Source organism: Desulfuromonas svalbardensis (assembly GCF_055389415.1).
In genome coordinates, this window is the sequence record NZ_AP042416.1 from 2172439 (window position 1) to 2199041 (window position 26603).

The 26603-nt window shown below is 45.4% G+C and carries 22 protein-coding genes; all 22 read right to left on the reverse strand.

What is annotated here, in order from left to right; genetic code table 11:
- Positions 1-103 precede the first annotated feature (103 nt).
- The 22 genes from ACZ5KY_RS09745 to ACZ5KY_RS09850 all read right to left on the reverse strand — a co-directional run bounded on the left by ACZ5KY_RS09745 (position 104) and on the right by ACZ5KY_RS09850 (position 26480).
- The gene (locus ACZ5KY_RS09745) at positions 104-469 is read right to left on the reverse strand and encodes a molybdenum cofactor biosynthesis protein MoaE (protein ID WP_464243704.1); all 366 of its coding nucleotides are present in this window, start codon (positions 467-469) and stop codon (positions 104-106) included.
- Positions 470-496: 27 nt separating this feature from the next.
- Positions 497-1477, reverse strand: a complete 981-nt coding sequence (gene moaA / locus ACZ5KY_RS09750) for a GTP 3',8-cyclase MoaA (RefSeq protein ID WP_464243705.1) — start codon at positions 1475-1477, stop codon at positions 497-499.
- Between the two features lie 61 nt (positions 1478-1538).
- Positions 1539-2357: a HesA/MoeB/ThiF family protein gene (locus ACZ5KY_RS09755; protein ID WP_464243706.1), complete on the reverse strand. Its 819-nt coding sequence runs from the start codon at positions 2355-2357 to the stop codon at positions 1539-1541.
- A 1-nt stretch (position 2358) separates the two neighbouring features.
- On the reverse strand, positions 2359-2586 hold the full coding sequence (locus tag ACZ5KY_RS09760) for a MoaD/ThiS family protein (protein ID WP_464243707.1): 228 nt from the start codon (positions 2584-2586) through the stop codon (positions 2359-2361).
- A 79-nt stretch (positions 2587-2665) separates the two neighbouring features.
- On the reverse strand, positions 2666-4396 hold the full coding sequence (locus ACZ5KY_RS09765; RefSeq protein ID WP_464243708.1) for an aldehyde ferredoxin oxidoreductase family protein: 1731 nt from the start codon (positions 4394-4396) through the stop codon (positions 2666-2668).
- Positions 4397-4841: 445 nt separating this feature from the next.
- A complete protein-coding gene (locus ACZ5KY_RS09770; RefSeq protein WP_464243709.1) occupies positions 4842-5849 on the reverse strand; it encodes a VWA domain-containing protein in 1008 nt (335 codons plus the stop codon).
- A gap of 12 nt (positions 5850-5861) precedes the next feature.
- The gene (locus tag ACZ5KY_RS09775; protein WP_464243710.1) at positions 5862-6665 is read right to left on the reverse strand and encodes a hypothetical protein; all 804 of its coding nucleotides are present in this window, start codon (positions 6663-6665) and stop codon (positions 5862-5864) included.
- A gap of 29 nt (positions 6666-6694) precedes the next feature.
- On the reverse strand, positions 6695-7804 hold the full coding sequence (locus ACZ5KY_RS09780; RefSeq protein ID WP_464243711.1) for a vWA domain-containing protein: 1110 nt from the start codon (positions 7802-7804) through the stop codon (positions 6695-6697).
- Positions 7804-9507 carry a hypothetical protein gene (locus ACZ5KY_RS09785; RefSeq protein WP_464243712.1) on the reverse strand — a complete coding sequence of 568 codons (1704 nt, stop codon included), beginning with the start codon at positions 9505-9507 and terminating at the stop codon, positions 7804-7806. Before ACZ5KY_RS09785 ends, ACZ5KY_RS09780 begins: the two co-directional genes overlap by 1 nt.
- A gap of 34 nt (positions 9508-9541) precedes the next feature.
- Complete coding sequence (locus ACZ5KY_RS09790; protein ID WP_464243713.1) at positions 9542-10408, reverse strand: DUF58 domain-containing protein; 867 nt, start codon at positions 10406-10408, stop codon at positions 9542-9544.
- A gap of 17 nt (positions 10409-10425) precedes the next feature.
- Positions 10426-11484, reverse strand: a complete 1059-nt coding sequence (locus tag ACZ5KY_RS09795; RefSeq protein ID WP_464243714.1) for an AAA family ATPase — start codon at positions 11482-11484, stop codon at positions 10426-10428.
- Positions 11485-11572: 88 nt separating this feature from the next.
- Positions 11573-12628 carry a FecCD family ABC transporter permease gene (locus ACZ5KY_RS09800; protein ID WP_464243715.1) on the reverse strand — a complete coding sequence of 352 codons (1056 nt, stop codon included), beginning with the start codon at positions 12626-12628 and terminating at the stop codon, positions 11573-11575.
- Positions 12618-13679, reverse strand: a complete 1062-nt coding sequence (locus ACZ5KY_RS09805) for an ABC transporter substrate-binding protein (RefSeq protein ID WP_464243716.1) — start codon at positions 13677-13679, stop codon at positions 12618-12620. The genes ACZ5KY_RS09800 and ACZ5KY_RS09805 overlap by 11 nt, the downstream gene beginning before the upstream one ends.
- Positions 13648-14424, reverse strand: coding sequence for an ABC transporter ATP-binding protein (locus tag ACZ5KY_RS09810; RefSeq protein WP_464243717.1), 777 nt, complete (start codon positions 14422-14424; stop codon positions 13648-13650). Before ACZ5KY_RS09810 ends, ACZ5KY_RS09805 begins: the two co-directional genes overlap by 32 nt.
- Before the next feature lie 2 nt (positions 14425-14426).
- Positions 14427-15236 (reverse strand): hypothetical protein, encoded by an 810-nt coding sequence (locus tag ACZ5KY_RS09815; RefSeq protein WP_464243718.1) that lies wholly within the window; start codon positions 15234-15236, stop codon positions 14427-14429.
- Positions 15237-15430: 194 nt separating this feature from the next.
- Positions 15431-17689, reverse strand: a complete 2259-nt coding sequence (eutB, locus tag ACZ5KY_RS09820; RefSeq protein WP_464243719.1) for an ethanolamine ammonia-lyase subunit EutB — start codon at positions 17687-17689, stop codon at positions 15431-15433.
- 110 nt (positions 17690-17799) lie between these two features.
- Positions 17800-18921, reverse strand: a complete 1122-nt coding sequence (locus ACZ5KY_RS09825; RefSeq protein ID WP_464243720.1) for an ABC transporter substrate-binding protein — start codon at positions 18919-18921, stop codon at positions 17800-17802.
- A gap of 83 nt (positions 18922-19004) precedes the next feature.
- Positions 19005-19763: a TorF family putative porin gene (locus ACZ5KY_RS09830; protein WP_464243721.1), complete on the reverse strand. Its 759-nt coding sequence runs from the start codon at positions 19761-19763 to the stop codon at positions 19005-19007.
- Between the two features lie 482 nt (positions 19764-20245).
- Entirely contained in the window at positions 20246-22222 is a 1977-nt protein-coding gene (locus ACZ5KY_RS09835; protein ID WP_464243722.1) for a sigma-54-dependent Fis family transcriptional regulator, read from the reverse strand.
- 327 nt (positions 22223-22549) lie between these two features.
- Entirely contained in the window at positions 22550-24247 is a 1698-nt protein-coding gene (locus ACZ5KY_RS09840; protein ID WP_464243723.1) for a sensor domain-containing protein, read from the reverse strand.
- A 75-nt stretch (positions 24248-24322) separates the two neighbouring features.
- Positions 24323-25303 (reverse strand): cache domain-containing protein, encoded by a 981-nt coding sequence (locus ACZ5KY_RS09845; protein WP_464243724.1) that lies wholly within the window; start codon positions 25301-25303, stop codon positions 24323-24325.
- A 448-nt stretch (positions 25304-25751) separates the two neighbouring features.
- On the reverse strand, positions 25752-26480 hold the full coding sequence (locus ACZ5KY_RS09850) for a hypothetical protein (RefSeq protein ID WP_464243725.1): 729 nt from the start codon (positions 26478-26480) through the stop codon (positions 25752-25754).
- Positions 26481-26603 lie beyond the last annotated feature (123 nt).

Consider the following 26603-nt stretch of genomic DNA (forward strand, 5'->3'; position numbering starts at 1 on the left):
CCGCATCGCTTTTGTTCGTCGGCACCCTCAAAGATGCGGTTCACTTCGTTCACCGGCATCCTACCGTTACTCTTACGAAAATTCGCACAGAAGGTATGGGTCGCTAATCGCTACATACTTCTTTCTTACTCACCCCTTCAGCTTTGACTCGATCCAACATAAGGGCGAGGGCAGGCTTGACATTTTCACGAATATCTCCAGCAACGATAATAAATAATACATCGTCACCAGGTAGCATGATACCAGAACGAGCTTCAACGACTACCTTGAATATTCCTTCCATATTTTCAATCTCTTGACGGATTTGCTCGATTTTTACGAGATCGGAAGCAACCTCCATTTGGCACACATTTGCACCATCGGCGCGGGACCAGCCGCGAACAATGCCATTATGAGCCAACACCATTCCGACATTGTTAGCAAATTCGGGATCTTTTTTTAGTTCTGCAATCGTTTTGGATATATCCATTGTGTACTCTCTTTCTATTTGGTCGGTTTAACCGCCAATTTTTGACATGTGTAGGTTAGGCAGATCACTCTTGTTCCAGCTCACATTGTGTTGCTCTGGCTTTTGATCGACATTAGCAATAATCGCTTCTTTGAGACCTGCTAAATCACCTCGATCGAGGTAGGGATTTAAATCAGTTTCTTGATCTGAAAACAAGCAATTTCGTAGAATTCCAGTCGAGCTAACACGTAGGCGGTTACACGAGGAACAAAACGAACATGAAAGTGCGGAGATGATACCAATGGTTCCCTTCGCCCCTTTCATTCGATAGTTTGTAGCGGGTCCTGCTAGTTGGCGATGGCTGATCTCTTCGAGGGGGTAGAGTCTGTTTATTCGTTGATAGATCTCTTCGGCACTTAGTCCTCGTTCATGCTTGCTACCGTCTGAATTGGGCATATATTCGATAAAGCGTACCGACCAGTTGTATTTCAATGTCAGTGCTGCGAAGTCGGCAATTTCATCATCGTTAATGCCCCTCATCACCACCATATTGACCTTGAGAGGGATTCCCAATGTATCAGCAAGGACAAGACCATCCCATACAGGTTTTAACGCACCAATTCGGGTGATCCGTTCAAATCGATCTTCTTTCAAGGAATCTAAGCTAACATTTAAATAATTGATCCCTAAATCACAGAGCGGTTTGGCTGTTTGGAGAAGATTGAAACCATTGGTGGTAACAACAAGCTGTTTAAGGCCGTCTAGATCGTTTAACCGTTGCATGAACGGCAAAATACCTTTACGAATCAACGGCTCACCCCCGGTAAGGCGGATCTTCTCAATACCAAGGGCGACTGCAGCTTGGGCAATGGAGTAAAATTTTTCGTAACTCAAAATTTTCTGATGGCTACATTGAGCAATTCCCTCAGCGGGCATGCAGTAAACACAGCGAAAATTACACCGATCCGTTACCGAAAGGCGTAGATAATTTATTTTGCGTTGATATCGATCAACAAGGGGCTGTTCCATATTAATTCGCCATGATATGGGGATAGAAAAAATGAAGAGTTGAGAACCGGCTGTGTATTAATCAGATTTTTATTTCAACAAATTCCATATCGAAAAGGTCGATAGTTAACAACCGGCGACTAAGAGGGTCACCGATGTTAAGTAAAATCTTGGTTGTTTCAGTTACCTGAAGGGCCGCTACCAATGCTGGAGTAAAAGAGGGGTTACCCATCTCTTTCTCTACGCCCGCATGATTCTCTTTGCCAAAATAAAGAGTTTCGAGACTGTTGTCACCTGGTAACTGTGACGTCACCTGACCAGACCAGCCGCCGATAGCGCCATGAACCAACGGTACGCGAAGTTCTCGACATGTAGCTGATAGTTCAAGGCGGACAATGATACTGTCGAGAGCATCAACAACAATATCCGCACCAGATAGCAGCATATTGCCATTATTGGAAGAAAAAGCGAGGACATGTGATGAAATTGTTACTGCGGGATTTAATTCTGCAACTCGTTCAGCAGTGACTTCAGCCTTGCTGCGTCCTAGATTGTTGATGGTACAAAATGTTTGACGATTGAGATTGTGTTCTTCGAAAATATCGGGATCGATGATGGTGAGGTGGCCAACGCCAAGGCGTGCCAACCCTTCAATAACATGCCCACCAAGACCGCCACAGCCAATAACAACAACATGGCTTGCAAACAAACGGTACTGATCCTCACAGGAGAGTAGGTTACGGTTACGTTGATAGCGTGCTGGTAAGATCCCTTGCTTCAGGGTTAGGCCTTCAACGGCGGCGACGCTGGTGTTGAAGGTGTCAGCTGCTGCCACTTGATCTGCCCAGTGGAGGAGGCCATTGCGCGCTTTGGCTGCGATCCATAGGTCAACTTCTGACATTCTAACCACCTCCAACCAGTGGGAAAATTCCAACAGAATCACCCTCTGTGAGGAGTTGATCTAGTTCGGCATGCCGACCATTGATCATCAGTACGCCAAGCTCATCAGCGGGAATTCCGAGTTCATCCATAATGTGTCGGGTCGATATGGGCTCAGCATAGTCGCGTTGCTCAATTTTAAAACGATCATTGCGAAATTGGGCAAACAGTTTAACGGTTACTGAAATCATAACAACTCCGATAGTGGTTTTTAAAAAATCCGGGTGCACCCAAGGAGGGGAGGAATGCACCCGGTAACAAAGTGTTTGTTTAGAAGTTCCAGAATTCGTCGATTTCAGCGTCAGTAAAATCCCATACTGCATTGTGTGGTGATACTGGGTCGCTCTTAAAAAATTCTGGTAAACGATCATCCTTACTTGAGAGGCCGGCGTCAAGGTTGAACTGATGCTCAAGTTTCAAAATGCTTTTGCCCAATGCAGTCACATCATCACCAGAGAGCTCACAACCGAAACGGGCGTTAATCATATCAATCAGTGCTGGTAAGCACTCAGGGATATCTAACGCTGGGAAGGCGATAAATACGCACATTCCTGTTGAGTCGATTGCTGCGGTGGCAATTTGTAAATTGCGTGATAATTCAACCTGACCAACTTTCGATAATGGATCAACATGACCACCGATACCGAGAATGTTGGTGGCAATGGTGTAACCAGCGGTGTGGTCAGCACCCATGGTACTTGTGGCGTAGGTGATTCCAATTCCTTTAACGCTACGTGGGTCGTAAGCTGGGATGCCCTGATTCTTAACCACGGGTACACGCGTTACGCCGTAAACTTTACCAACAATACCGGTACCGCTACCAAGGATACGCCCTAGAGGAGTCCCTTTACCAATTTCTTCACGTAACAGGCGCAGGATACCTTGGGCATCGCCAAACTCGAGAATTCCAGCTTCCATTGCTACGCCAAACATAACGACTGTTTCAATGGAATCTAGGCCGATATCGTCCATCAAGCCATCCGCTTCAGCAATGGCATCAAGGTCATTGATACAACAGTTCGCACCCATACCCCAAATGGTTTCATATTCGAAGCCAGATGTAACATAGTTGCCATCTTTATCGTTATATACCTGTGAACATTGAATGATACACCCTTTATGACAACCATGCTTTGGTTTTCCACCTCGTGCAACAATGGTGTCATGCATGGTTTCGCCGCTAATTTTGTCGTGATCGTCGAACTGGCCATACCTAAAGTTTTTGGTTGGCAAACCACCAGCTTCATTGAGGATATTGACTAAGACATTGGTTCCATAAGTGCCCAACCCTTCACCTGCGACAGGGTGGTCCATTATTGATTTAGCAAAGACACGTGACGCCGCTTTAAATTTATCTGCGTCAGCGAGTTGAAGCGGGCCGCAACCTTCAGCGTCGACAGTGATATATTTTATTTTTTTAGAGCCCATTACCGCACCCATGCCACCACGACCGTGACTACGGATTTTACCATCGGGATCTTTAACTGAAATGTTAGCGGCAGCCATTTTCAATTCACCGGCGATACCGATGGTCATGACGCCGACCTTATTACCTTTTTTAGCCATTTGATCTTCAATGACAGCAAAGTTACCTTTACCGATCAGTTCAGATTCTTCAGTAATTGTGACACCGTCTTTTGTCACGTGCAGGCTATAAAATTTATCTTCTTTTGGTAGACCTTCAATGATCAGCGCTTTAATTTCCATACGAGCAAATTGCTGAGCCGTTGTACCACCGGAGTTGCTCTCTTTAATACCGCCCGTTAGTGGACTTTTTGCACCACAGGACATCCGTCCAGATTGGGCCGCAGCAGTACCGCTAAGTAGGCCTGGAGCGAAAACCAATTTGTTATTGGGACCTAACGCATGGCAAGTGGGAATAACTTCACTCGCAACAATCGTAGAAGTGAGTGCTCTACCTCCTAGGCCTACCCATTCAGCGGGAACCTCTTCAGTAGTGGTGGTCAGGTCAGTCATGTTGACGCGGAAAATTTTATCCATGGTTTCTCTCCGTTTCTTAGTTATGCACATCATTACAAAAACTCCTCACCAAAAAGAGGTTGCACGATTTCAGGTCTAAATGCAGCCATCTCTATTGAGGACATCCTCGGTAGGATAGGAGTTATATTCGAAGTAATTAATCACCGTTTTATGTTAACGATGACGCATAATCTGTTATCGCAATGATCATACCAATCACTACAATAGGGAAACTTTTAAGCGACATGGTGTATACAACGTGTTGATTATTCATTGTTTTATTGCATAGCAATAAAAGGGTTCACTTTTGTCTGGCAGTAAAAACATGTGTTCTATTATGAAACAACTGTCGCAGTAATGAACCTAGATTCACCGTTTAACATGGGGGGATCTATACGTTGAAGCGTTTAACTAGCAGTCTGTCGGGCTTGACGAGCCGTAGGTTCTGGTAAAGTTCAACAGCCTGCTAGAGCATCATATAGAGAGAATAAAGAGCCAGACCAAACATCAAAAACAGGCTACTGAGGCCTAGCCCGCCTAGTGTTGAAACAACTGCTGTATCTGATTCTTGAGCTTGTTGCATGATCTGATCTACGACCTGTTGAGCTACTCTGCTGGTGTCGCTGCGATAATGCCAGTTCGTTCCTTGGGTTAACGCTGTAATGTGTTGTAATAGTGAGTCACTCGCTCGGGTTTGCAAAGTAAGACCCTGTTCATCGGTGTAGAATCCTTCAATGCTGGGAATCCCCGGTTTACGGATCGGGATAAGAACCGATTCATCGCTACCAATGCGCACGCTATAGACTGGCCGTCGCTTGGTATTCGGTGATTGAAGGTGGTTCATTAATTGTTCAAGTGAGTTTTCAGTATCTTCACCATCGGTAATAAGCACCACTGCTTCATTGCCCTGAAAGCTGTCATCACCCATCATGGTATCAGCTGTTGTTAGTGCCGCGACAAGGTCACTCCCTGAATCTGTGAGACGACCCATATCGGTATGACGGAGGATATAACGGATAAAACCATGGTCGCGTGTGGGTGGAACCATCTCGATTCCATTCCGAGCAAAGAAGAACAATCCGACTCGTTCATTTTCCAGTTCATTGAGAAGATTATTGATGAATGAACGACCTAGGTTCAAACGATTGGCGAGACGCTGCGGCTCAGGGGATTCAAGTACATCTTCGGCTAGCATCGATTTGCTCACATCGAGGCCGATCACCAGCGTCATCCGTTCCTGAATACTTTGCGGTGCCATAGCAGGAACAGTCAAACCTGCTAACGCTAGCGGTAACACAACAAATAGCATTGCGACCAGTGCTATACGCAATTGACTGCGCCAGTGTAATCGCGCTCGTTGTCCAGCCCAAAGCACACGAATACGCTGCCAGTAGCGTTCTGTCACGATGGTGAGCAGCAATACTACTGGTAATGCGAGCAGCAATAACAGGTATGCAGGTTGTGTCCACTTCATCACATCATCCGTTTATTTACGTACCCGAGTTTCGAGTGGCGCCCCTGGTGAATAACCGCCGACATTTGGCACAACGGCTTGAAGTTGTCCGCGCATCTCATCTACCGAATCGCCACCAAGTTGCCGACCGACAACCACCGATTCTCCCGCGCCAACAATCAGTTCTAAATTCCAGCGTGGGATCATTCGTTGAGCCGGCATCACAGCACTTTCATCAACACTGCGGATCGACTGCTTAAAATCTTCCACTGCATCAGCGAGGAACGTTCGGCTTTTCTCACTATCATGTGAAAATTCGATCAAGCTATATGCCATCATCACCGACACCGCACCGCGTAAATTATAGATTGGCCAATGCTGGTAATTGTTCTCAGATTGGCGACCTTCGCCGTAGCGCAATTGCTTATCGCAGGTAGCGCGTAGTTGCAGTAGTGATTGATGAACATCGTTACGCTGGCTATCGAGATCGCTCGCAACATAACGGTTTTCCGCACCAGCAGCTAATCTGTCGAAATGGGTTAAGGCCTCTAACCATTGGCCGTAGAGAATAAGGTAATCAAGCGATGGCACCGTTAATTGGAGGTGTTGTGCCCGCTGTTGCAACAGGGTCAACTCAGAGAGTTCGACACTCTGTCCTTGCTGCTGAACCCGTGCCATTTGCTGATAAAACTGTTGTTCTTTTTCATGGCGCTGGCTCGCTCGCTGATAACTAATGGCACCATCGATAGCGACCACCAAACAGGCGGACATAAATAGCCAGAATAGGGCAGAGTACACTGCCGATCTGTTTTTGTTCGTTGATATCAGTTTAGTCATAATTTCACCTTTGTTTCTGTGACGACAATTTAGAGCCGGCGTAACGGTGGCACGTTACGTAATAGAACATGGATTAAAACCAGCAACCAGCCTGCAAGGGCAAAAAATGGTCGTGTGGAACGGGCCACCTGAGTGACTCGGGTCAGATTGTGGTTGCTTTCGAGATTATCGATCTCCTGATAGACCTCGTGAATCGTTTGTTGCTGAAGCGATTTCGCAGTAACAAAAATGCGGCCAACATCACGACCAACATCGTCCATGGCGCGCTGAACGGCTGTATCCACTTCACCGCCAACAGAGATGATGTAGAAGCGGATACCGAGAGCCTTCATCAACTCAATTACATTAACGAGGTTGGGAACCTTGCCCTTACGTTTATGAGCGCGTAACGTCGGTTCGATGCGGCCATCGGTAAAAAGAATCACTGCCTTTCCTGTACCAAATTGTTGCTGGTGCAGCTTGTCTGGCACGTCGAGCAGTCCGCCTGGTGCACCGAGAAGAAAGTTACGTAAGGCGGAAATTTCGTCCAGACTTAGGCGACTTTTCTCTGGTAGCATGGAAAAGAACGCTGATAACGCTAGCCACACCGCTTCCGAAGCATTGGTGCCACCACCAGAGGTGAGCTGACGGTAGATAGGAGTGTGGTTTTTGCGCCGCAACAGTTCTATTTTCTTGCGTAGTAGGCGGCGATCAAATGTCAACGGTGCTAACAGTTTCGGTGTGCTGGAAAACGCTACCAGTCCAATGTAGTCCTCAACACCACGAATATCGATAAAACTTTCAATGCCATCGAGTGCCAAATCGTCGAGAGTTTGTTCGGAGAAACGGTTGATTGGTCGTTTCATCGAACCAGACATGTCCAAGGTGAGGAAGATCCACTTCGACTCGATAAACTCTTCAACTTCCTGACGGGCATAACTGATATCGACGATGCTTAACACCAAACACAGATACGCCGTCGCAAACAGCAGGGTTTCGTAATGGCGAACCATTGATGTTGGAGCGATCGTTTCAAATCGACTGTCGACGCGTGAAAACGGTATCGTTTCGCGCCAGCGAAGGCCTGCAAGCACAATCAATGGCAGCAGCCCTAGCAGCAGAAATGCCCAAGGGTATGTCAGTTCCAACGACGTAAACATTACGGATTAGGCACTGTGCTGTGACGGTTGAGTGACTCAATTGAGCGATGTTTTTCAAGGGTCAACGTTAATTGTGCAACCTGTTCGAGTCGTTCATTCGTTTCGATCTCGCCAACCGTGCGCGCCAAAGAGTTATCGAGAAGTTGAAGTGTCTGTTCAATCTGTGACTGATATTCGGGGTTGATAAAGGGCTGTAATTTATCGAAAAATAGTTGGCTGCCTCCACCTGTGGTGAGACCCTCAGCACCAGCCCAGTCGATTAGATAATAACGCAGCGCCTGACCAACTCGTGCTAATGACTGTGGCAGCTCAAGTGTCTGTTGCAACTGCTGTAATGCTGTTGTTTCAACCGCTAATGTTTGTGGTTGCTGTTGGCGATGTTGCCATTGTCGCCTCAATATCACACCCATACCGGCAATAAACAGCACCATCGCGATCAGCGCTCGCCACAGAGTAGAGCGAGGTGGTTGTGAATCATTTTTAGACGCAACCAGCTGATCTAATTGAACCGGTACTTGAAGGCGGTAGTCCCCTTCAGCTTCAGGAACCAGTGCTGCCATGCGCACGCTAATTGCTGGGGTATTGATACGGTGAACTTTGCTGGCATCGCTGCTTTCATTACGGTAAAAAACAGGGATACTCGGCAACTCAAATTCGCCACTAGCGTAAAGATATAATCGACCACGAAGTTGAATTGGACTGCGGCGGATGTCGATAGCACTGAGCGGTGTATCGTACTCAATAGCAAACAGATTGCGGAAAACCTGTGCTGGTTTCAGGTTGAGGTTGGCTAGAGTTCCGAGTTCGATCCTTACATTATCGTTAAAATGGATATCGAGGCTGAATGGTATCGCTGCACCAGCGACAGCACCCTGACTGGTGAGGCTGAAGTTCACAGTGATTGGCGCTTCGACTGCTAGAAGTTCAGGGGTTGCGCGCACCACCTGAACATCTTCTGCTAGGCGATTGGCTGCTTTCCACGTCGATATTTGGCAGGGATTAATTTGAATGACCTCTTCGCGGCCCGTTAAGTCTTCGGAATAATCAATTGCACCTACAGATTGAAGTAGTTGCTGACGCCGTTGAGGGCGAATCTGACTTTTCCAACGCACACTGATCCGTTCACCGAGAATCTGAGGTTGTCCTTCTATGATCAAGGCTGGAAAAATATAGCGAATCGTCGAATCGTCACTAGCGAGAATCGTGTTGATCACCCCATTACGATGGGTCTCTTTAAAACGGTAAAGGCCTAGGTCTGGATGGGCTGGATTGTAAATGACATCGACTAATGCTTCGCCGTAGCGTTGGTTAAATTCGAGCATCACCTCTGGCATGTCACTGCCTGTCGCAAATACTGCTGTGAAGCGTACGGCTAGCCAGTTGTTGTCAATGGTTGGAACCACCGGTTGGCCCTCATCATCATAAAACCATAGTTCAGCCAGATTCTCCTGCCATACGTGACGCAGCTGATTGCTTTGCGCGACTAGAGATGATGGTGGAGATATTTGTGAAGGTGGGGTTGGTTGCTTACACAGCGAAGTTGCTGCTGTGGCTAAACCGCAGAATATGGCAACACTTAGCACCAAACAGCCAATGAAAATGGCACCATGCTTGCCGATGTTCTTGCCGTTGTGCTTCAAGTTGGTGAGGCCAGTAACGGTTTTGAAGCGTGTCATTGAGATAAAATGGATCAGAGCGTCCATAGTGTTTCTCCGTCATCGTGAATAAATAATTCGCTTAGCGCCTTGAGGCGACTCGGCGAACAAATAGATTGTTGATCTTTTTTTGAACATCTCCTGCGCTCACGTCGATTAGCAACGAACTGACTCCGCTGTGATCTAAATTCTGTGCCGTCTGCTGTCGATGTTGCTGCTGTAAGCGGTCATAATCGCGCCAGCGATTGAGGTCGATAGAACATGTCTGGCCGCTTTCTACATCTTTAATTGAAAACTGACCACCACGAAAACCTTGATGGTTAACCTCGACTCCACTGAGGAGATGGAGTGCCACTAACTCGTGAGCGGGAATTTTTTGCCGGCCCGTTGCTTCAGTGACCCCTAGTAATTCATCTAAATTGTGCTGGAAGTCGGATAAAATAATGCCGAGACAACTGGGCAGTTTCTGTTTCATAAACTGTAGTGCTGGCCGCAAGCAGGTGCGGCGTACCTCAGCACAGTGCTTTGTCGATAATTTTTTGGCAATGCGCTGAACCTGCCGCGGATCGGCACTAGGTGGGAGGTAATGCTCCACTCCCTGTGCGTACAACAAGAGGCCACAGCGATTGTTCTCCTGTATTGCCGCTTGAGCCATTGAGATAGCAATGTCACGCTGCATCTCTCGTTTGCCACCTAGTTGCATCGATGGACTGATATCACAGATCAGCATGAGTGTGTAGGCAGCGTCGCGAGCAAATTCGCGAACATATAGGTTGCCAGTACGCGCCCGTGCTTTCCAATCTATATGACGAAAACTATCGCCACTTTCATAGGGGCGTAGCGACCACAGCTCGTAGCCAACCCCCTTATTTAGTCCTGACCAATCACCACTGGTTTCTTCACGCGGTGGATATTTTAGCTGCAGGTTGAGAAGATATTTTGGCTTCATCTTTGCCCCGCTAACGGTTAGTGAACACTTGAACGATTGGAGTGATCAATCTCATTAGCTACAGCGAAGGGAGAAACCGTTGCCACAACTGCTTGAAGGATATCGCTTTCACATACTCCCTCAAGAATAGCGGCATCGCTTAACACCAGACGATGACCGAGTACTGGAATAATACACGCATCGACATCATCAAAATTGACATAGCTGCGGCGATGAAGAAATGCGTAACTTTTGCAGTAAGCAACCAAATGCTCCGCTGCACGTGGCGAATTACCGACCTGTACATAACGTGACACCATGGCAGGAGCCGTACTGTTTTCAGGACGTGTGCGCTGGCAGATGGTTAAAATGTAGCGAATTACCTCTTCAGAGAGTTGAATGTGCTTGGCAACATAGTTTTGAATGAGTACTGCTTGTTCTGGTTGCAGGATCTCCTCTAACGACTGTTCGCCAGCCTGAACTCCTTGCCCACGGATGGTTAATAGCGCCTCTTCGTGGTGTGACTGAGGGTAGGTGATGGTTATTTTGGCCATGAAACGATCAAGCTGAGCCTCAGAAAGAGGGTACGTTCCTAACTGCTCAACAGGGTTCTGGGTTGCCAGTACCATAAACAGATCAGGTAGGGGATAGTTATCGCTATCGACACTTACTGCTTGTTCCTGCATCGCTTCGAGTAGTGCCGATTGAACTTTAGGTGAGGCCCGATTGATCTCATCGGCAAGTAAGATATTACAAAACACAGGACCAGCATGAAAAACAAAGTTATTCTGGCTTTCATCGTAGACCATGGTACCGGTGACATCGCTGGGTAGTTTATCGGGGGTAAATTGAATGCGGTGATAATCGCCACCGATGGTTCGAGAAAAGGTTGCTACGGCCAAACTTTTTGCTAAGCCGGGAACTCCTTCAAGTAGAATATGACCACGCGATAGCATGGCGCACAGCATCGCTTCCACCATCGGTTTCTGACCGACAATTACCGTCGCAATCTGTTGACGAATCTGTTCCAGCTGGGTGTAATACATTGCCGCTGGCGTTTCCAGTTGTTCTGATTGATGAGGTTGTATCTCTGACATCAAATTTCACCCTTCACCATTTAAGTCGACCGCTTCAACTTCGGTCTATATGCAGGTTCGCCACGTTGCGAACAATCCGCACGGTTTGCTAAAAATAGATAAACTTCTTCCGGTCACGAATGATCAAATAGAGGAAAAATGGTCCACCAAGCAGGGCGGTTAATACCCCGATTCGTAAACCACCACTGGCGACAATTCGCACCAAGCAATCCGCATAAACTACCATCACTGCTCCGAGTAAGCCCGATGCTGGCAACAAAATCCGGTTGTCGGAACCAACGAAGCTGCGCATCATATGTGGGGCAATCAAGCCGACAAAACCAATGCCACCTGCTACGGCAATGGCCCCACCGGTAAGCAGAGCTGAAAAAAACAGTAGAAAATTACGTGACAGGCCAACGTTAACACCAAAATTACGCGCCTGCTCTTCACTCACCATGATGATGTTCAGATCTCGAGCAAACAGCAGCGAACCGAGTAGGGCAACCACTGCTATTACAGAAATGATCAGCACATGTTCCCATGAGCGGTTGTTTAAATCGCCCATCAACCAGCTCACTACTTTACGCGCCATATCGAACTGTTCAGTGGATAAGATAATCACCACCGAGGTCATCGCAGTAAATATAGCGTTAAATGCGATTCCACCTAGTAACAGTGTGTAACGGGAAGTGAGCCCGCCTGTGGTAGCAATTGCGAGCACTACTAGCAGCGACAGAAATGCCATTGCCACTGAAAATAACGGCACCACATAGATACTCCCCGAGGCCAGGCCCAAATATATGGCTAATACGGCACCGAGTGCAGCGCCAGAACTGGTACCGATAATTCCAGGGCTGGCCATTGGGTTTTTGAAAATACCCTGCATGATAGCCCCAGCACAGCCGAGGGAAAATCCAACTAGTACGCCGGTAAGGGTACGCGGAATTCGTCCATACCAGATGATCGCCGTTGATGGATCGTTGCTCGAAGCAGGTGCCCCCAAAAGCATTTCAAATGCAATGTGACCGATTTTAGCGAGTGAGATTTCCCATGGTCCAATGGTTACAGATAACACAACACCGAACCCCAGAACCGCGATCACCACTAAGAGCGCAATCACTGTCCGTAGCCGTTCATATTGCCAGAAACGGCTACTTTTCATAGAGGACTCCTCCAAGGTAATTGAGACTTGCAACGGTGTACTGGGAAGAAGCCATTAAATAGACACTAGGGATAGTGCGGATATTTTTATTACGCACCGCCTTGGCGGTAGCAAGAATCGGCTGACCCAGTAAGTGTTCATCGAGACCACTGTCTTCAGGAATAATGATAATATCGGGATCCCACATGAGTACGGTTTCATAACCAATTTGCTTAAAAAATTTGATGCCATTTTGTGTTGCCACGTTTTCGATCCCTAGGGTGTTGCACAACGAATCAAAGGTGCTATTTTTGCCAGCAACAAATCCCATCCGATCATAATAGAGCACTCGCAATGGTTTTCCGTCTAGGCGCTGTTTGACGATCTCTTGAATCTTCGCGACACTGTTTTGCATAGTTGTCACTAAATGCCCAGCGCTGGCTTCGGCATCAACCAACTTACCAATGAAATTGATCTGACGCACGATTGAGGGTATATCACCAAAAAAACCCATCTCAATAAATGGGATGTGCGACAACGTCAGTCGGTTTTTAAACGAAGGAGATGAATAATAGGTGGTCAACACCAAATCAGGACACAATCCGATCACAATTTCAGTATCTTCGCGGCCGTAGGTTGGCACAGAATCCGACAGTTGATCAGCTAAAAACGAGTAACTTTTGTTCCGACAACTTTCGTGAACTGAAGCGATCCGTTCATGCTCTGTGATTGCCCACAACACCTCAGTCAGTCCAACAGCATGGGGGATGATACGCTGTGGTTTGTGATCGATTGTGAGGGTAATCTGTTCGTTGGTCAGACTATCATCGAGAACGTTCCAACGTTGATGGTGATACTCCAATGAACGAGGATATTGATGAACAATGGGTTCGGGCTGATGTGCAGTGCTCAAGTCAGCTAAGAGTTGTTCCATATTAATTGGGAAATCGGGGGCAGTGCTAGCCGCGATTGCCGCCATGGTTGATGATGGCAATCCGCCGAGTAAAACAATCAATAGGCACAAGCCAACAAACAACCCTTTATTGTGTATAAAATAGCAATGAAACGCCATGTGCCGTTGTACTCTCCTCAACTTCGACATTGAAGACCTCCCGAATATGTTCTGAGCTAAATGCCTGTTCGGCACAGCCCTGATAGTATAGTTGACCTTGGCGCAGCATCGTCAAGGTGTCGCAATGGCGGCGAGCTAAGTCAAGATCGTGGATGTTCATCAAGATGGTCTTGCCCTGTTTTTTGAGCAGACCTAACAGTTCCATGATTTGCAACTTGTGCTGGATATCCAGTGCGCTGGTTGGTTCATCGAGTAAAATGATAGGTGCTTCAGTCACTAAGGCCCGTGCGATACTAACCAGTTGGCTTTCACCACCAGAAAGTTGATTGATATACCGATCACGAAAATGTTCCGTATCCGTTACACGCAAGGCTTGATTAATGATCTCAATATCGTGACTTTGTAACCATTGTAGTCGGTTAAGATGGGGATGGCGGCCCATCGAGACAAAATCGAATACACGAATTGAGAAATCGACCCGTGATTCCTGTGGTACTAGTGTAACCAGTTGACTTAACTTACGACGGTTTATTTGCCGTTGATCTCGACCTGCTATGTGAACTGTTCCGCTGTTAGCTTCCCAAATCCGACAGATTGTCCGCATTAGTGTCGATTTTCCTGCACCATTGGGGCCGACAATGCCATGTATTTGCCCTGCTGCAAAATCAGCGTTGATAGTGTTCAAGATCTGTTTGGAGCCAATGCTATAACACAAATTACGGATCTGAACGATGGAATCGTTCATAATTAACTCAGCTCCTGCTGGCGCAATCGCAACCGCCAAGCTAGCGGTAACGTAAACTTAGCTGGTAATGCCACAACAAATGCCGCACCAACAATGGTGAACATGAGCGGACCATCCAATTCAACACCCGACAAGCCAGAAATTGCCGTGGTTCCCCACAACATTACCATACTCGTCACTAGATGGATATTCTGTGACATGGCATGAATACCCCAAAAGTTTTGTGCGAGGCGAGTTTGTGATTGATTGCGTAGCTTGATTTCGATCAATTTAAACCACAGCCGACCTTCAACAATTTGAGCCGCACCGCTGCACACGTGATGGAGGAGGTAGAGCAGGATCAAAACATATTTACCATAGCTGTTGCCACTAAAAAAATGCTCGAATATTGGTGGATAGCACAGAACTAAAAATAGGATTCCTAGGGATTCACCAAAGGCCACAAACACCATGCCGCGCACTAAACTACGCAACTGAATAAAGCGGTTAGTAATTTTTTCAATATGATCAATAAAACTCGAAATACGGGCATTACTAATCACCACAATCGCTGGGTAGATGTACTTGGTGAGTACGCCCATGATAGCGGCAACTTTATATTGGCTCTCAGCCATACTGAACATGCTGTAAAGAATCGCCCCTTCGAGGATACTCTTAGCGATGTTGAACAGTAACGTTCCCATTTCACCGTAGCGATAATAGGGAACGGTTGCCAAGGCGTGAAACCATAGCTGAATTTTGTGCACGAGATCACCTGTTAAGGACAGTCGTGCAGGTTGTGGAGAGGAAGAACCAGCAGAGGTCTCTGACATAAATAAACCTTCCTTGCGCGAGATAAAGAAGACGGTTAATTCATCTACGAGACTGTTGAATAGTGCAGTCAGCAACTGCAATGTCCGACAAACTCCTAGTGAGCAGAAATGAGGGTAGGGCCAATTGTTTCTTTTTATTAGAACCTTTGGTCAGCCGAAGAGAACCTTCGGCTGACCAAAGTCTTTGGAACGATTTACATTTTTTTCATCAGTGATACGGTTTCACGGGCAGCATCCTTAGGATCCAAACCTGTGTTAGAGATACCAGAAACAACTTTCACTGAGTCGTGATCCATTTCGCCAGGATTACACCAAACTTTTTCACCACCCATAGCAACATAGGCAGAGAATGCGTGGTGACCAGAACCTGGACGCTCACCAATTATGTGAACAACCATACCGGCATCACCGCAGTTAGTGAAAATATTCTCGCCAACCTGATAACCTGCACGTACACGGCCACCGGTGATAACAATGTTTTCCTTAGCAACGCTAAAACCTGCGTTCTTGAGAAGCTTACGCATCTCTTGAAGGTATGGTGTCAAGTGACCTTCATCCATAACAGCTTTAGAGTTCAAGCCATCAGAGATAACAAAGACAACATCAGGAGAGTTGTTGCCCCAGCTGTTGCGGAGCTTACCGAGAGTTGCAACGGCTTCTGTGCTGAGGATTTCACCTTTTGATGGAGCAGCGATGTAATCTTCACGATCGTGAACAGTAGTCTTGATCGATACAGAATTAGGGATTGAAGCGATGAAGTCTTCAGACATTTCTGTCCATAGGCTCACCTTAGCATCATCGTAAACAGCGTGAACTTCTTTATCCAACTCAGGATTAAGGTCCCAAATGTTTTCACCGTAACCCATAGCTAAATCAACACCATGGCTTAATACTGTGTCGATTTCAGTCTGTGCTTCAGCAAAGATAGCTTGTTGGCTGCGGGTATCACCTTTAGCCAGTTGGAACTGATAGTAGACCCACTTAATGTCGCCAAAGTGCTCAGTAGGCTTGCCATCAGCATCAATCACTTGAATCTTTTTGAAAAAGTCCCAAATTGGATCATTTACTTTAAAGTCAAACTGCTCACGTAAACGAACATGATCTTGGTACTGAGTTGTCAAGTAGCTAAGCATTGGATCGTTACGAGTAGGCAGTGCCATCAAGTAAGCTGGGTTCGCTGGAGCAATCTGATCTTGACACCAAGCGAGATCATCCAATGTTACAGGCATGTGCAAAGTTGAGCAGATATCGAGACCTAAGTTCAGGCCGTGCAATTTACCCATAGCGATATCTTCGAGGCAGCAACGAACAAGCTGCTCACGAGTTTTAAATACCTCAGGACCGATGAAGCCGGCAACGTCATTGAGGTGAACCCAAGCGCCATTCCCTTCAGTTTGACCCGCAGCAACATACTGCTTGAGAGCGCGAGCAAAACCGTACTTGCGTGATTCGTGAACAACCATGTCGAAACCGTGGCCATGACCGTTTGTGAAGTCAGCGCCTTGACCTGTTTCAAAGTACAGACCATATTGACCTTTACGCCCCTTGGCGTAATCGATCATCCCTTGGATTGTTAGGTCAAAAGTCTTGTTAGCACTTTCGGTACCAGCAAGAGATTGAAACCATAGAGCGGTTGAACCAGGATGGCTTTTTTCAACTGCAGCTTGAACGTCGATATGCGCCAGAACACACCATGGCATATCTTTTTCAAGACCAAAGGTAGTCAGCATATCTTTAAGTTGTAGCTCAACCTTAAGTACAGATTCTTCAGTACTATCAACTGGGTTCGTACCTAAAACTTGGTCGCCTACAGCGAAAGCCCAAGCATTAAGAACTTGCCATTTGATATCAAGAGGATCATCGGTTGGTGAGTTAGGCTGAATACGAGCACCTAAATAACCTTTTGCGCCGAGATTACTGCCGGGTAGGGCAACAGAGATCTTTTGACCCAGAGAAATAAGCTCTTGGTTGGACATCAACTTAACAACGCAACCAATGGCATCACTATCAAGGCCGTACATGATGCTTTTAATTGCTGCTTCGTCGCTGGAGAGTAGGAATGTTTTCAGCTCACCAATGGTCCAGCCTTTTACTTGTTGATACTGAGCGAGATCAATCGTGTCCCAAATCAACTTTTGCACGCCATCTTCAAACATCACGCTATCGTGAATAAAGCTGATTTTTGTGTTAGCGAGCAACTTACGGGCATTCTCACGAGAAAGCTCGTTGTCAGCGGCGACACCAATCGTCTCATCGCCTTCTTTAAATGCATTCGCTGCACCAACAATTTGCTTATAAAGTGTGTAATCCAATGTGCCTTTGGTGCGCGTCACATATTGACCCACATCTTCGCCCGCCTTAATAGTCGGGATGGAAACGGCACCAGCAAAGCCAGCTACGAGCAGTACTAGGCTCATTGCTCCGCCAATTGCTAGTCTAGATATCTTTACCATTGGTTCTACCTCCTTGAGGTTATAGGGTAGGATTGCGGTCTTTCCCTACCTTGCGATCTGTAATACTAGAAACGGAGGATCCGCGATCCCCGGCTGATTAAAATAACCGCCTAACGACCTTTGGTCGCCGTTTCCCACATCTCGTTAAATGCTTTTTCAGTCTCTGGGCTCATAACGCGCCACAGAGCAACCGTTTTGAAGTACTCGTTATCGCCTACATGGAACATTGCTTTTTCGTTAGCGTTTAATAGATCGCCAACGCTTACTACCGCAGGGCTAACCCCTTGGCTTTTAACCACATCAGCTTGCTGCTCTGGTTCAAGCATGAAATTGATCCACTCTTCAGCAAGTCGTTTAGTCATCCCTTCAGCGGCGCTGGTGATATACCATGCATCAACCCAAGCCGTACCGCCCTCTTTAGGTGTAGCAATTAACCAGTTACCACCATCACTGTTTGCTTGTTGCGCTGCAAAACCCCAGGTAGTAGCTAAAGATAGAGTTGGAAAACCTTTAGGATCTGCGGCGCCGTCCCAAAGTGTCTTAGCGTTCAGACCAAGCACGTTCAGTTTGGTTTGAATCTTAGCTCGATCTAGCTTATCAATATCAAAGATCTCATCGTAGCTGTAACCCAGTGATAACGCAGTGATCCAAACGTTAACCATAGGAAAATTGTTGTTCGCTGTGTACAAACCTTTGTATTGAGGCTCCCACAACACGTTCCAACTATTTGGGGTGCTCTTAACGACATCAGCATTGTATGCCAAGCCGTAAGGACCGCAATTGTAAGGCACACCATAGCGTTGGCCCGCATAGATTGGTGTGGTGTCTTCGAGGAACACAGGTAACAACTTCTTCATATTAGGAATGTTAGCTGGGTTCACTGTTTGAAATAGTGGGTTCGCTGTATCGAAGCCATAAAACTGTGGTTTTTTAGGCAACTCGTACGGTGGAGAAATGAGGTCGGCTGTGCCATTTTTTGCTGCGAGATAAAACTCATCCTGATCGGTTGGGTTGGTGATCTCTAGCATTACCTCAACATCGAACTTTTCTTTAACGAGTGCTTTAAATGCATCAGCATAAGGTGCAGCATAACCAGCCCAGCAATTAATTTTTAGTACTTCACCACCAAAAGGAGCAGGAGCTTCTTCTGGAGCCTTTGACATGGCAAAAACCGGAGCAGCTAATAACGCTGCACTGATTGTCAAGGCTGCAATTTTTAAGAGTTTACGCATTCTGATACTCCTTTTCTGAGTCATTGCAGGGAACAGAAACGTAGCGCCGAGGAACGTCCTCGGCGCTACGTAACAAATCTAGTTTACATAGAGAATGATAGGCCTGACATGACCCAAGCTTCGTTCTCGTCGTTGAGGTCGTTATCACGCAGTGCATCAAGGGCCACACTGTAGTTGGCAGATACATACATACCAACGCCATGACCGAGGTCAACTGAAACGCCAACTGACATAGGCAGATCTGCAAAACCAGAATCAAAATTATTGTCGTAGTCCATGTAGCCAACGCCAATACTGCCAAACAACTCAGCAGTTTCGGTCAAAGACTTTGCGCCATCAAATGCCAGCTTGGCATAGATGCCATCATTTGAATCGTTATCAAAGTTGTAGTAAACATAAAGGCTTGTTGATAGATAGTCGTTCAACGCGGCACTGATACCACCATAAAACTCTTGATCAGTAAAACCATCGTCCCAGCCATTAGCAGGCAGATAGTAGTAGATGTAACCAAGTTCTAAACTCAGCGTATCATTGAGGTCATATGTGAGGTAACCAACGTGGTCAAACTCATCCCAAGTGTTATCATCACCAAAATCATAATCACCATCGACTAAGCGGTAATCTGCCCAGAACAGGTAGTGTACTGACAATTTGTCGGTCAGCGAAACACCAGCATCTACCCAAGGCTGAACAGCACCATTGTCGTCAGAGATTAGATCCATACCACGCCAGATATAACGGCTGGAATAATCAACACCCACATCAAGACTAAACTTATCGCCAGCAAAAGCAGTTCCGCTTAAACCAACTACCATCAACAACATCAGTGCAATTTTCTTCATCCAATTACCTCCCATACTTTGTTACCTCCTGAGTTATCTAGATTACTAAATCCGTGTAACACCGTTGTTACAACGTATTTCGTGCTTCGTGATTTTTATCAGAGTCATAATTAGTACTGGTGCAATTACATTATCTTTAACGTCTATTCAGCACGGAACATGCCAAAGTATAGCGTAGTAATTCCGATTGTCACGTAAACGCCCAAAAAACGGATGTATACGATACCGATATTGATTTATTACTATATTGTGATGTGTGAAAATAGTATGGGAGATGTGATGTTCGGTTTTGAAACAGCTGTATTAGATTGGAGCAAGACCCATTCCAAGATATGGGGATGGACGAAGTACGAAAATATCTAGATTTAGATGGAAAGTTAATAGGTTGGGGTGTCGAACGAATTTGGGGCATGAACAAAATGTTCATGCCCCAAATAAGAGTTTTGATCTAATTTGATTAAATTTGTTGTTGGAAATGACTTTTAGCCACAGATCACACGAGCAATATCTAAATCAAATTCTTTAATCTTTCGGTAGATCGTATTACGACTAATACCGAGCATTTGCGATGCTTGAACGATATTGCCTTCGGATTTCTCCAGAGCTTGAATCAGTAAGTCTTTCTCCATATCTTTAAGGGGACGAACGAGGCCTGAACTTACGTTACCCTCTTCAGGAACACTACACTCTAATTCCATCAGTTCTGGAGTTAATATGCCATCTTCATCAACCATATTAAGGGCGCGCTCTAAGGCATTTTCTAGCTCACGAATATTGCCTGGCCACGGGTGAGCATGGCACGCTCGCAAAAATGTCTCATTAATTTTAATGTCACGACGCCCCAAACGAGTCGATAGTTTCTCAACAAGTGATTCAACGAGTATTGGAAGATCATCTAACCGTTTTCGCAGTGGTGGAATTTGTAACAAAATGACATTTAAACGATAATAAAGGTCTTCACGAAAATTCCCTGCCGCCATCTCTTTTTTAAGATCTTTATGAGTTGCCGCAAGAATACGGATATTAACTGGAATTTCGGTCGACGAACCGATACGAGACACTTTTCGTTCCTGAATCACCCGTAAGAGCTTTACTTGGGTGTACATCGGCATGTCACCAATTTCATCAAGAAACAGTGTGCCGCCGTCTGCCATTTCAAATTTGCCAGCTTTTCCACCTTTTGCTGCGCCAGTAAAAGCCCCATCTACATAACCAAATAACTCGCTTTCAATTAAGGTTTCAGGCGTTGCACTACAGTTGATGGCAACAAATGGTTTATCACGTCGTGGGCCAAGAGTATGAATGCTCTGCGCAAACATCTCCTTTCCCGTGCCACTTTCACCACAGAGTAGCACCGTTGAAGGACTTGCTGATGCGATCTTAGCGCGTCGCTTTGTTTCTTTTATCAGCGGACAGTTTCCAATAATATCATCGACCATATAACGTGCAGGGAGCGGAATAACGACCCTGCGTGGTTGATTCTTGGTGCCCTTTTGGTAATTTTTAAATACCGCTACTGCACCAATGCAATTGCTGAAATCGTCGTAAAGTAGTCGACCTGAGCTGTAAAATTTACGCTGATTTTTTTCAAAGATTACTTCTTGATTTTCATAACTAGTACCAGTACTTAACAGCTCTAAAACTGGTGTTGCCTTACTTAGGATTTGACTAACGTGGCAACCGATCGCATCACTCGACGTTGTGTCAACCAAAAGCGCTGCCGCGTTATTCAACTGGGTAACAATACCCTTGGTGTCGACAGTCATTAAGCCTTCAGACATGGTATTGATAATTGTTTCAGAATATTTATAGGCTGAAAAAAGCTTATGATTTGCACGATGCAAACGGAACTGGTTTTCGATTGCATTGGCGCCAGCGACCACCATGCCCAACGTATGATCGTTGGCGTGGTGATACTCACCTGTCATATTCAATACACCAATTAATTGTCCATTGGGATCAAAAATAGGCGCGGCTGAACAGGTCATCAAATGATTTGTTTCACAGAAATGTTCTACAGCGTGGATATGTATAGGGCGGCGTTCGACTAAACAGGTTCCGATTGCATTGGTTCCTTTGTACGATTCGCTCCAATTTGCACCAGCGCACATCTGCTTGTCATTCACATCACCTAAATCTTCATGGTCGCCCATAATTGACAGCACATAACCTTCTTCATCAGCGAGAACGACTTTAAAGCCTGACTCACGTACAAAGTTGTAAATATTCTTCATTGTCGGCAAAGCAACTGTAATGAGATCCTTAAACTGTGTCATACGTTGTTTAAGGTCTTTAGGGCTGATGATGAATTGTCGATCACAATATGGGTCGACATTCAGTTTACGGCAACGCTGCCACGAACTAGCGACATACGGGCGAATATTCTCAGGATCAACCAAACTACGGTTAGCATATTCAGCCCATGTTTTGCGCATCACTTGCAGATTCTCTGATGTCATAGCAGTCCTCTTTCTAAGCAACCAAACAATTAGTGATTCTAGAATGGTCATTCTTTTTCTCATTATAATACAAATCAGACTAATTGTCTCAACTAATTTTCTTCCTCTTTATTTACAATTGGTTAGTGAGATATAGAATGGAAAAGAAAGAAGTGTACAGCCTGATGGTGGACGGACTTTTAGCTAACTGACTGTTGTCACGTCGTAAATTATTAAACACAAACTTGGTTAATATGATTTGTGCCAATACTAGGTATTAAAGCTGTGGTTGATCTATTTGTTGAGTTGTCTCAATAGAAAAGGGCGGTCGTTGGTGAAGGTTTGTGCCTAATCAGGACAGTTTTCCACCAGATGTTGGGGTATGGGGGGGCTATAGTAATAGCCTTGACCATAATCACAGCCAATTGCGGTTACGGCAGCGGCAATCTCCTCGCTGTCAATAAACTCGGCCACAACTTTCATTTGTGAACGATGAGCAAACTGGACAATGGATGTAATTAACTCACGGGTACGGTCATCCTTATTGATCGCTTGAACGAGGCTACCATCGATTTTAATGATGTCAGCTTTGACTTGCGTAAGGTATGAGAAGTTAGAATAGCCACTGCCAAAATCATCAATGGATATTTGGCAACCAAGATCTTTCAAGTATTCAATTGTCGCTAACGCCTGGTCGTAATTCTGGATGTTTTCGGTTTCGACGACCTCTAAAACTAAACGATCAAGCACATTATATAGCTGTGCGGTATCAACAATCATTTGTACGGTTTCTTTGCGTAACAAGTCATCAACGGTAAAGTTGATCGAAAATAAGTATTTTTTGTCTTTAAAGAAGGAGCAGGCTTGCTCGATCATGGCATGAGTCATGTAGACGTAAAAATGGGTCTGTTTCAAGATAGGCAAAAACAGACCTGGTGGAATAGGCTTGCCGTCGGTATCAATTAAGCGCATGAGTGTTTCAAATTTACATGTCTTGCCCGTGGAAAGATCAACAATCGGTTGATAATATGCGACCAGTCGACCATCGACAAGCGCCTGTTGAACCGAATTAATCCAGTACATTTTCTGCTTGTACTCATCGCTATTAGCCAATTCGATATCATAGATTAACACCTGTCTTGCTTGTTTCTTGGCCTCCTTGATGGCAATATCAGCACAAGTCAATAAGTTGTTCTGATTGCAGGCGATTCCAGCTGTCAACGATATGGGGATTTCAGTTAAAAACTCATCGTCGAGCTGAAATTTTAGCTGTGAAAACTGCTCGAAAAACTCACTAATCTTTGTGTGAAGTTGAATGTCTTCTGGTGTTAGTACACCAAATATATCGGCATTAAGGCGATAGAGCATTGCTTGAGAACCGCCAAAAAATAGCGATAACGCTTCGCCAATATGCTTCAAAAGCTGATCGCCAACCTCGGTACCATACACTTTATTTGCACCATGAAAACTATCCATATCAATCAGGGCAAGGCACTGTATTTCTGTTGCATGTTCGATATCGTTCATCAATTTTAAGCGACTGCCCAATGCCGTTAAGGTATCGGTAGAAAATGCCAGTTGTAACTGTTCCCGTTTTTCCAGCAACTCGGTAATATCGTATCGAGCAGCAATATACTCAAGAGTCGATCCGTTATCATCGGTGATTGGCATAATCACTTGTTGGGTATAGAATGCTTTACTACCCTTGCCGAAATTTTTCGATGCGCCACGCCACACCCCTCCAGCCTGAATGGTATCCCACAGCTCTTTGAACACTTTTTTCGGTGTACTCGGATGCCGAAATAAATTGTGCGGTTTGCCCAACATCTCTTCAGCAGTATAGCCCGTCACATTTTGGAACGACTTATTGGTGTAGGTAATATGGCCTTTTAGGTCACCTTTGGAGACCATGCAGGATAGGTCGAGCAACTTTTTATATTGATGTAGCTCATGCATTTTTTCATGACGATTTTTTTCAAGTTGACGGATATGGCGATTGATATATAACGCCACCATTAATCCAAACAGCAAGTTGACGACCAGCAACCACAATCCACGACGAACCTTGTCACGTGACTCTTTATTTGCTGCCGCAATTCCCTCACTCAGTTGTTGCTTATGCTAATCAAGGTAGAAACCTGTGCCAATGGTCCAGTCCCACGGCGCGTAGTACGCGACATAGGCGAGCTTTTCCTCAATGTCACCATCACACGTTGGGTTGTGGTACTCGTAGTTATGAAAATCGGCACCATTTCGTTGTGATACTCGCTTAAGTTCCTGCGCGAGTACTTCATTATCGCGGGACAGATTCAGTGAAGAGAGATCGTCATGAAATGGTGGCTCATAAAAAGCATTCATGGCCATTTTGTTTTTTTTGCCTACGATATAGTAGTAGCCATAATCTTTCGTACCGAAGCGTTCCTGTGCAAGTTCTTTTAACAGGTTTCTTTGTAACTGGCGGGTGGCTTGGTTAAAATCAGTGCTGACAATAATAACACAATCAACCCGTGGTAAATATGTTGCCACACTGAGAATTGATTGACTATTTTGACCAACGTTTGATGTCTCTGGCTCTTGCCATTGAACTTCAGTTGATAGTCGACTGCGTTCAACAATCGGGAGCAGTTCTGAATCAACTATGGGTAGTGGTGGTGAAATGCTTAATTTAGTACCCGAGTTGTTAAAAAAGTTACTTTGAATAACGCGCTGTTCAGAATCAATAAGTTGGAATGAATCTGAATGGCTCGGTATCGCATTCAATGTACATAAGAGTTGGCTGATATGACGCTGACGCGGAAGATTGAGTTGAGAGAGTGATGTACTCATACTCTGTACCAGTATGATTTTATCTTTGAGGTTATCTTTTATTTCATCTAGGTGTGCTTGGCGACGTACTTCAATATGCTGCACAACTCGGGTTACATTCTCTTGAATTAGTTGTTTTTGTTGGTCAACGTAACGTGTTTGAACGCGTTGAACGTTCTTTTCCATCACCGTTAGCGGTTCAAGAATAAGGTAGTAGCCGATACTCACCGCTAAAAATGTACAGGTTAGCACTGTGGCAATTAGATTAATGGTAGTAATTCGGAGAAGAGGTCGCATTGGGTCTCACATCATTGAAAAAAACAAGATTAAAAAGATACCTGTTTTGTGCAAAAACAACAAGGCAAACACCAGTATATTTTCTAACTAAAGTGATGGACGTTCAAATTATGGATTGAAGGAGTGGTGTTTCTCGGCGGCACATAGCGGTAAGGGTACTGTTTGATGGAGTTAAAGTCCGAGATCTTCATTGATTGACGACCCACACCCTTGAGGGTGAATTTTCATAAGAGTAACAGTATCTAAAATAAAAGATAAACCGTCTCATATAGAGTCACAAAGACACCAAGAGAATCAAATTCATACAATATTGTTATAAAATCTTTCTTTGTGGCTTAGTGCCTTTGTGTGGAAATGATTTTGAAATTACTCAGAAGGATGTGTTGTATCAGTGCAGATTTTAGTCGTAAGCCAAATAAATTGGTCGCATCTATATCGTGTCACACGATCAGATCTCCAGATTAATCTGTTTATCAGCATAGAGGCCGAATGATTTGTCAGCTCTTTGATACAAAAAAGCTCTACGGCCCTCCTGGTCCAACTCAATAACACCTGACGAGATGGACAGTGTTAATTGGAAACTTTGCTGTCGTGGTGCGTGTGGCTTTAATTTGTCCAGACTGTTAATGGTTAGATAGAGATTGTCGAGTGTTGAAGCGATCGGCCCGTTCTGGCATCGCTCCACCAACATTACACAGGAAAAGTCAAACATTGGCGGTGACAGATCAGGCAGGTCTAAGTTCAAAACCTGCAAGCCGTTGCCAATATTTGGATATAAAGAACGGTCGAGCTGAGAGATAGACGATCTATTTCTCAGCTGCAAGAATGGCGTTTGCTCTTCAATAAGACTGATAATGTTTTTTATGGCGTTATTCGACAAGCCCAACTCGGATAACAGTGGTGGCAAGCTTTTGGTGATGGTTTTCAGCCCTAGAGTTTTGATCTCCTGTTCTGCGCTGATGTAGTCAATGCGTTGAATCTCATGGTCTTGTTTCAAGCTGTCAATTAGGTTGCGCATGGCAACAAAACGGCGTGTGTAGTGTTCTTCGCCAGTGGGCCGCTTTTTGACGGGTTGTTGTCGACGTTCGTCGAACGGGTGGTATCTCTCGGCAATGCGCTGATACGCGATGATTGGTTTGATTCCCTTAAAATTATTGCTGTCAATACGTTTGGCCATAACTCCCACCTTTGATAGGTTGTCTTAATCGTTTTTGGGTGGAAAAACTCACTGTTTCTATCTTATCGGCAGCTTTGCACAGGATCTTTAATGTGGGAAATATCGTCCTCATTAAGATGTTGC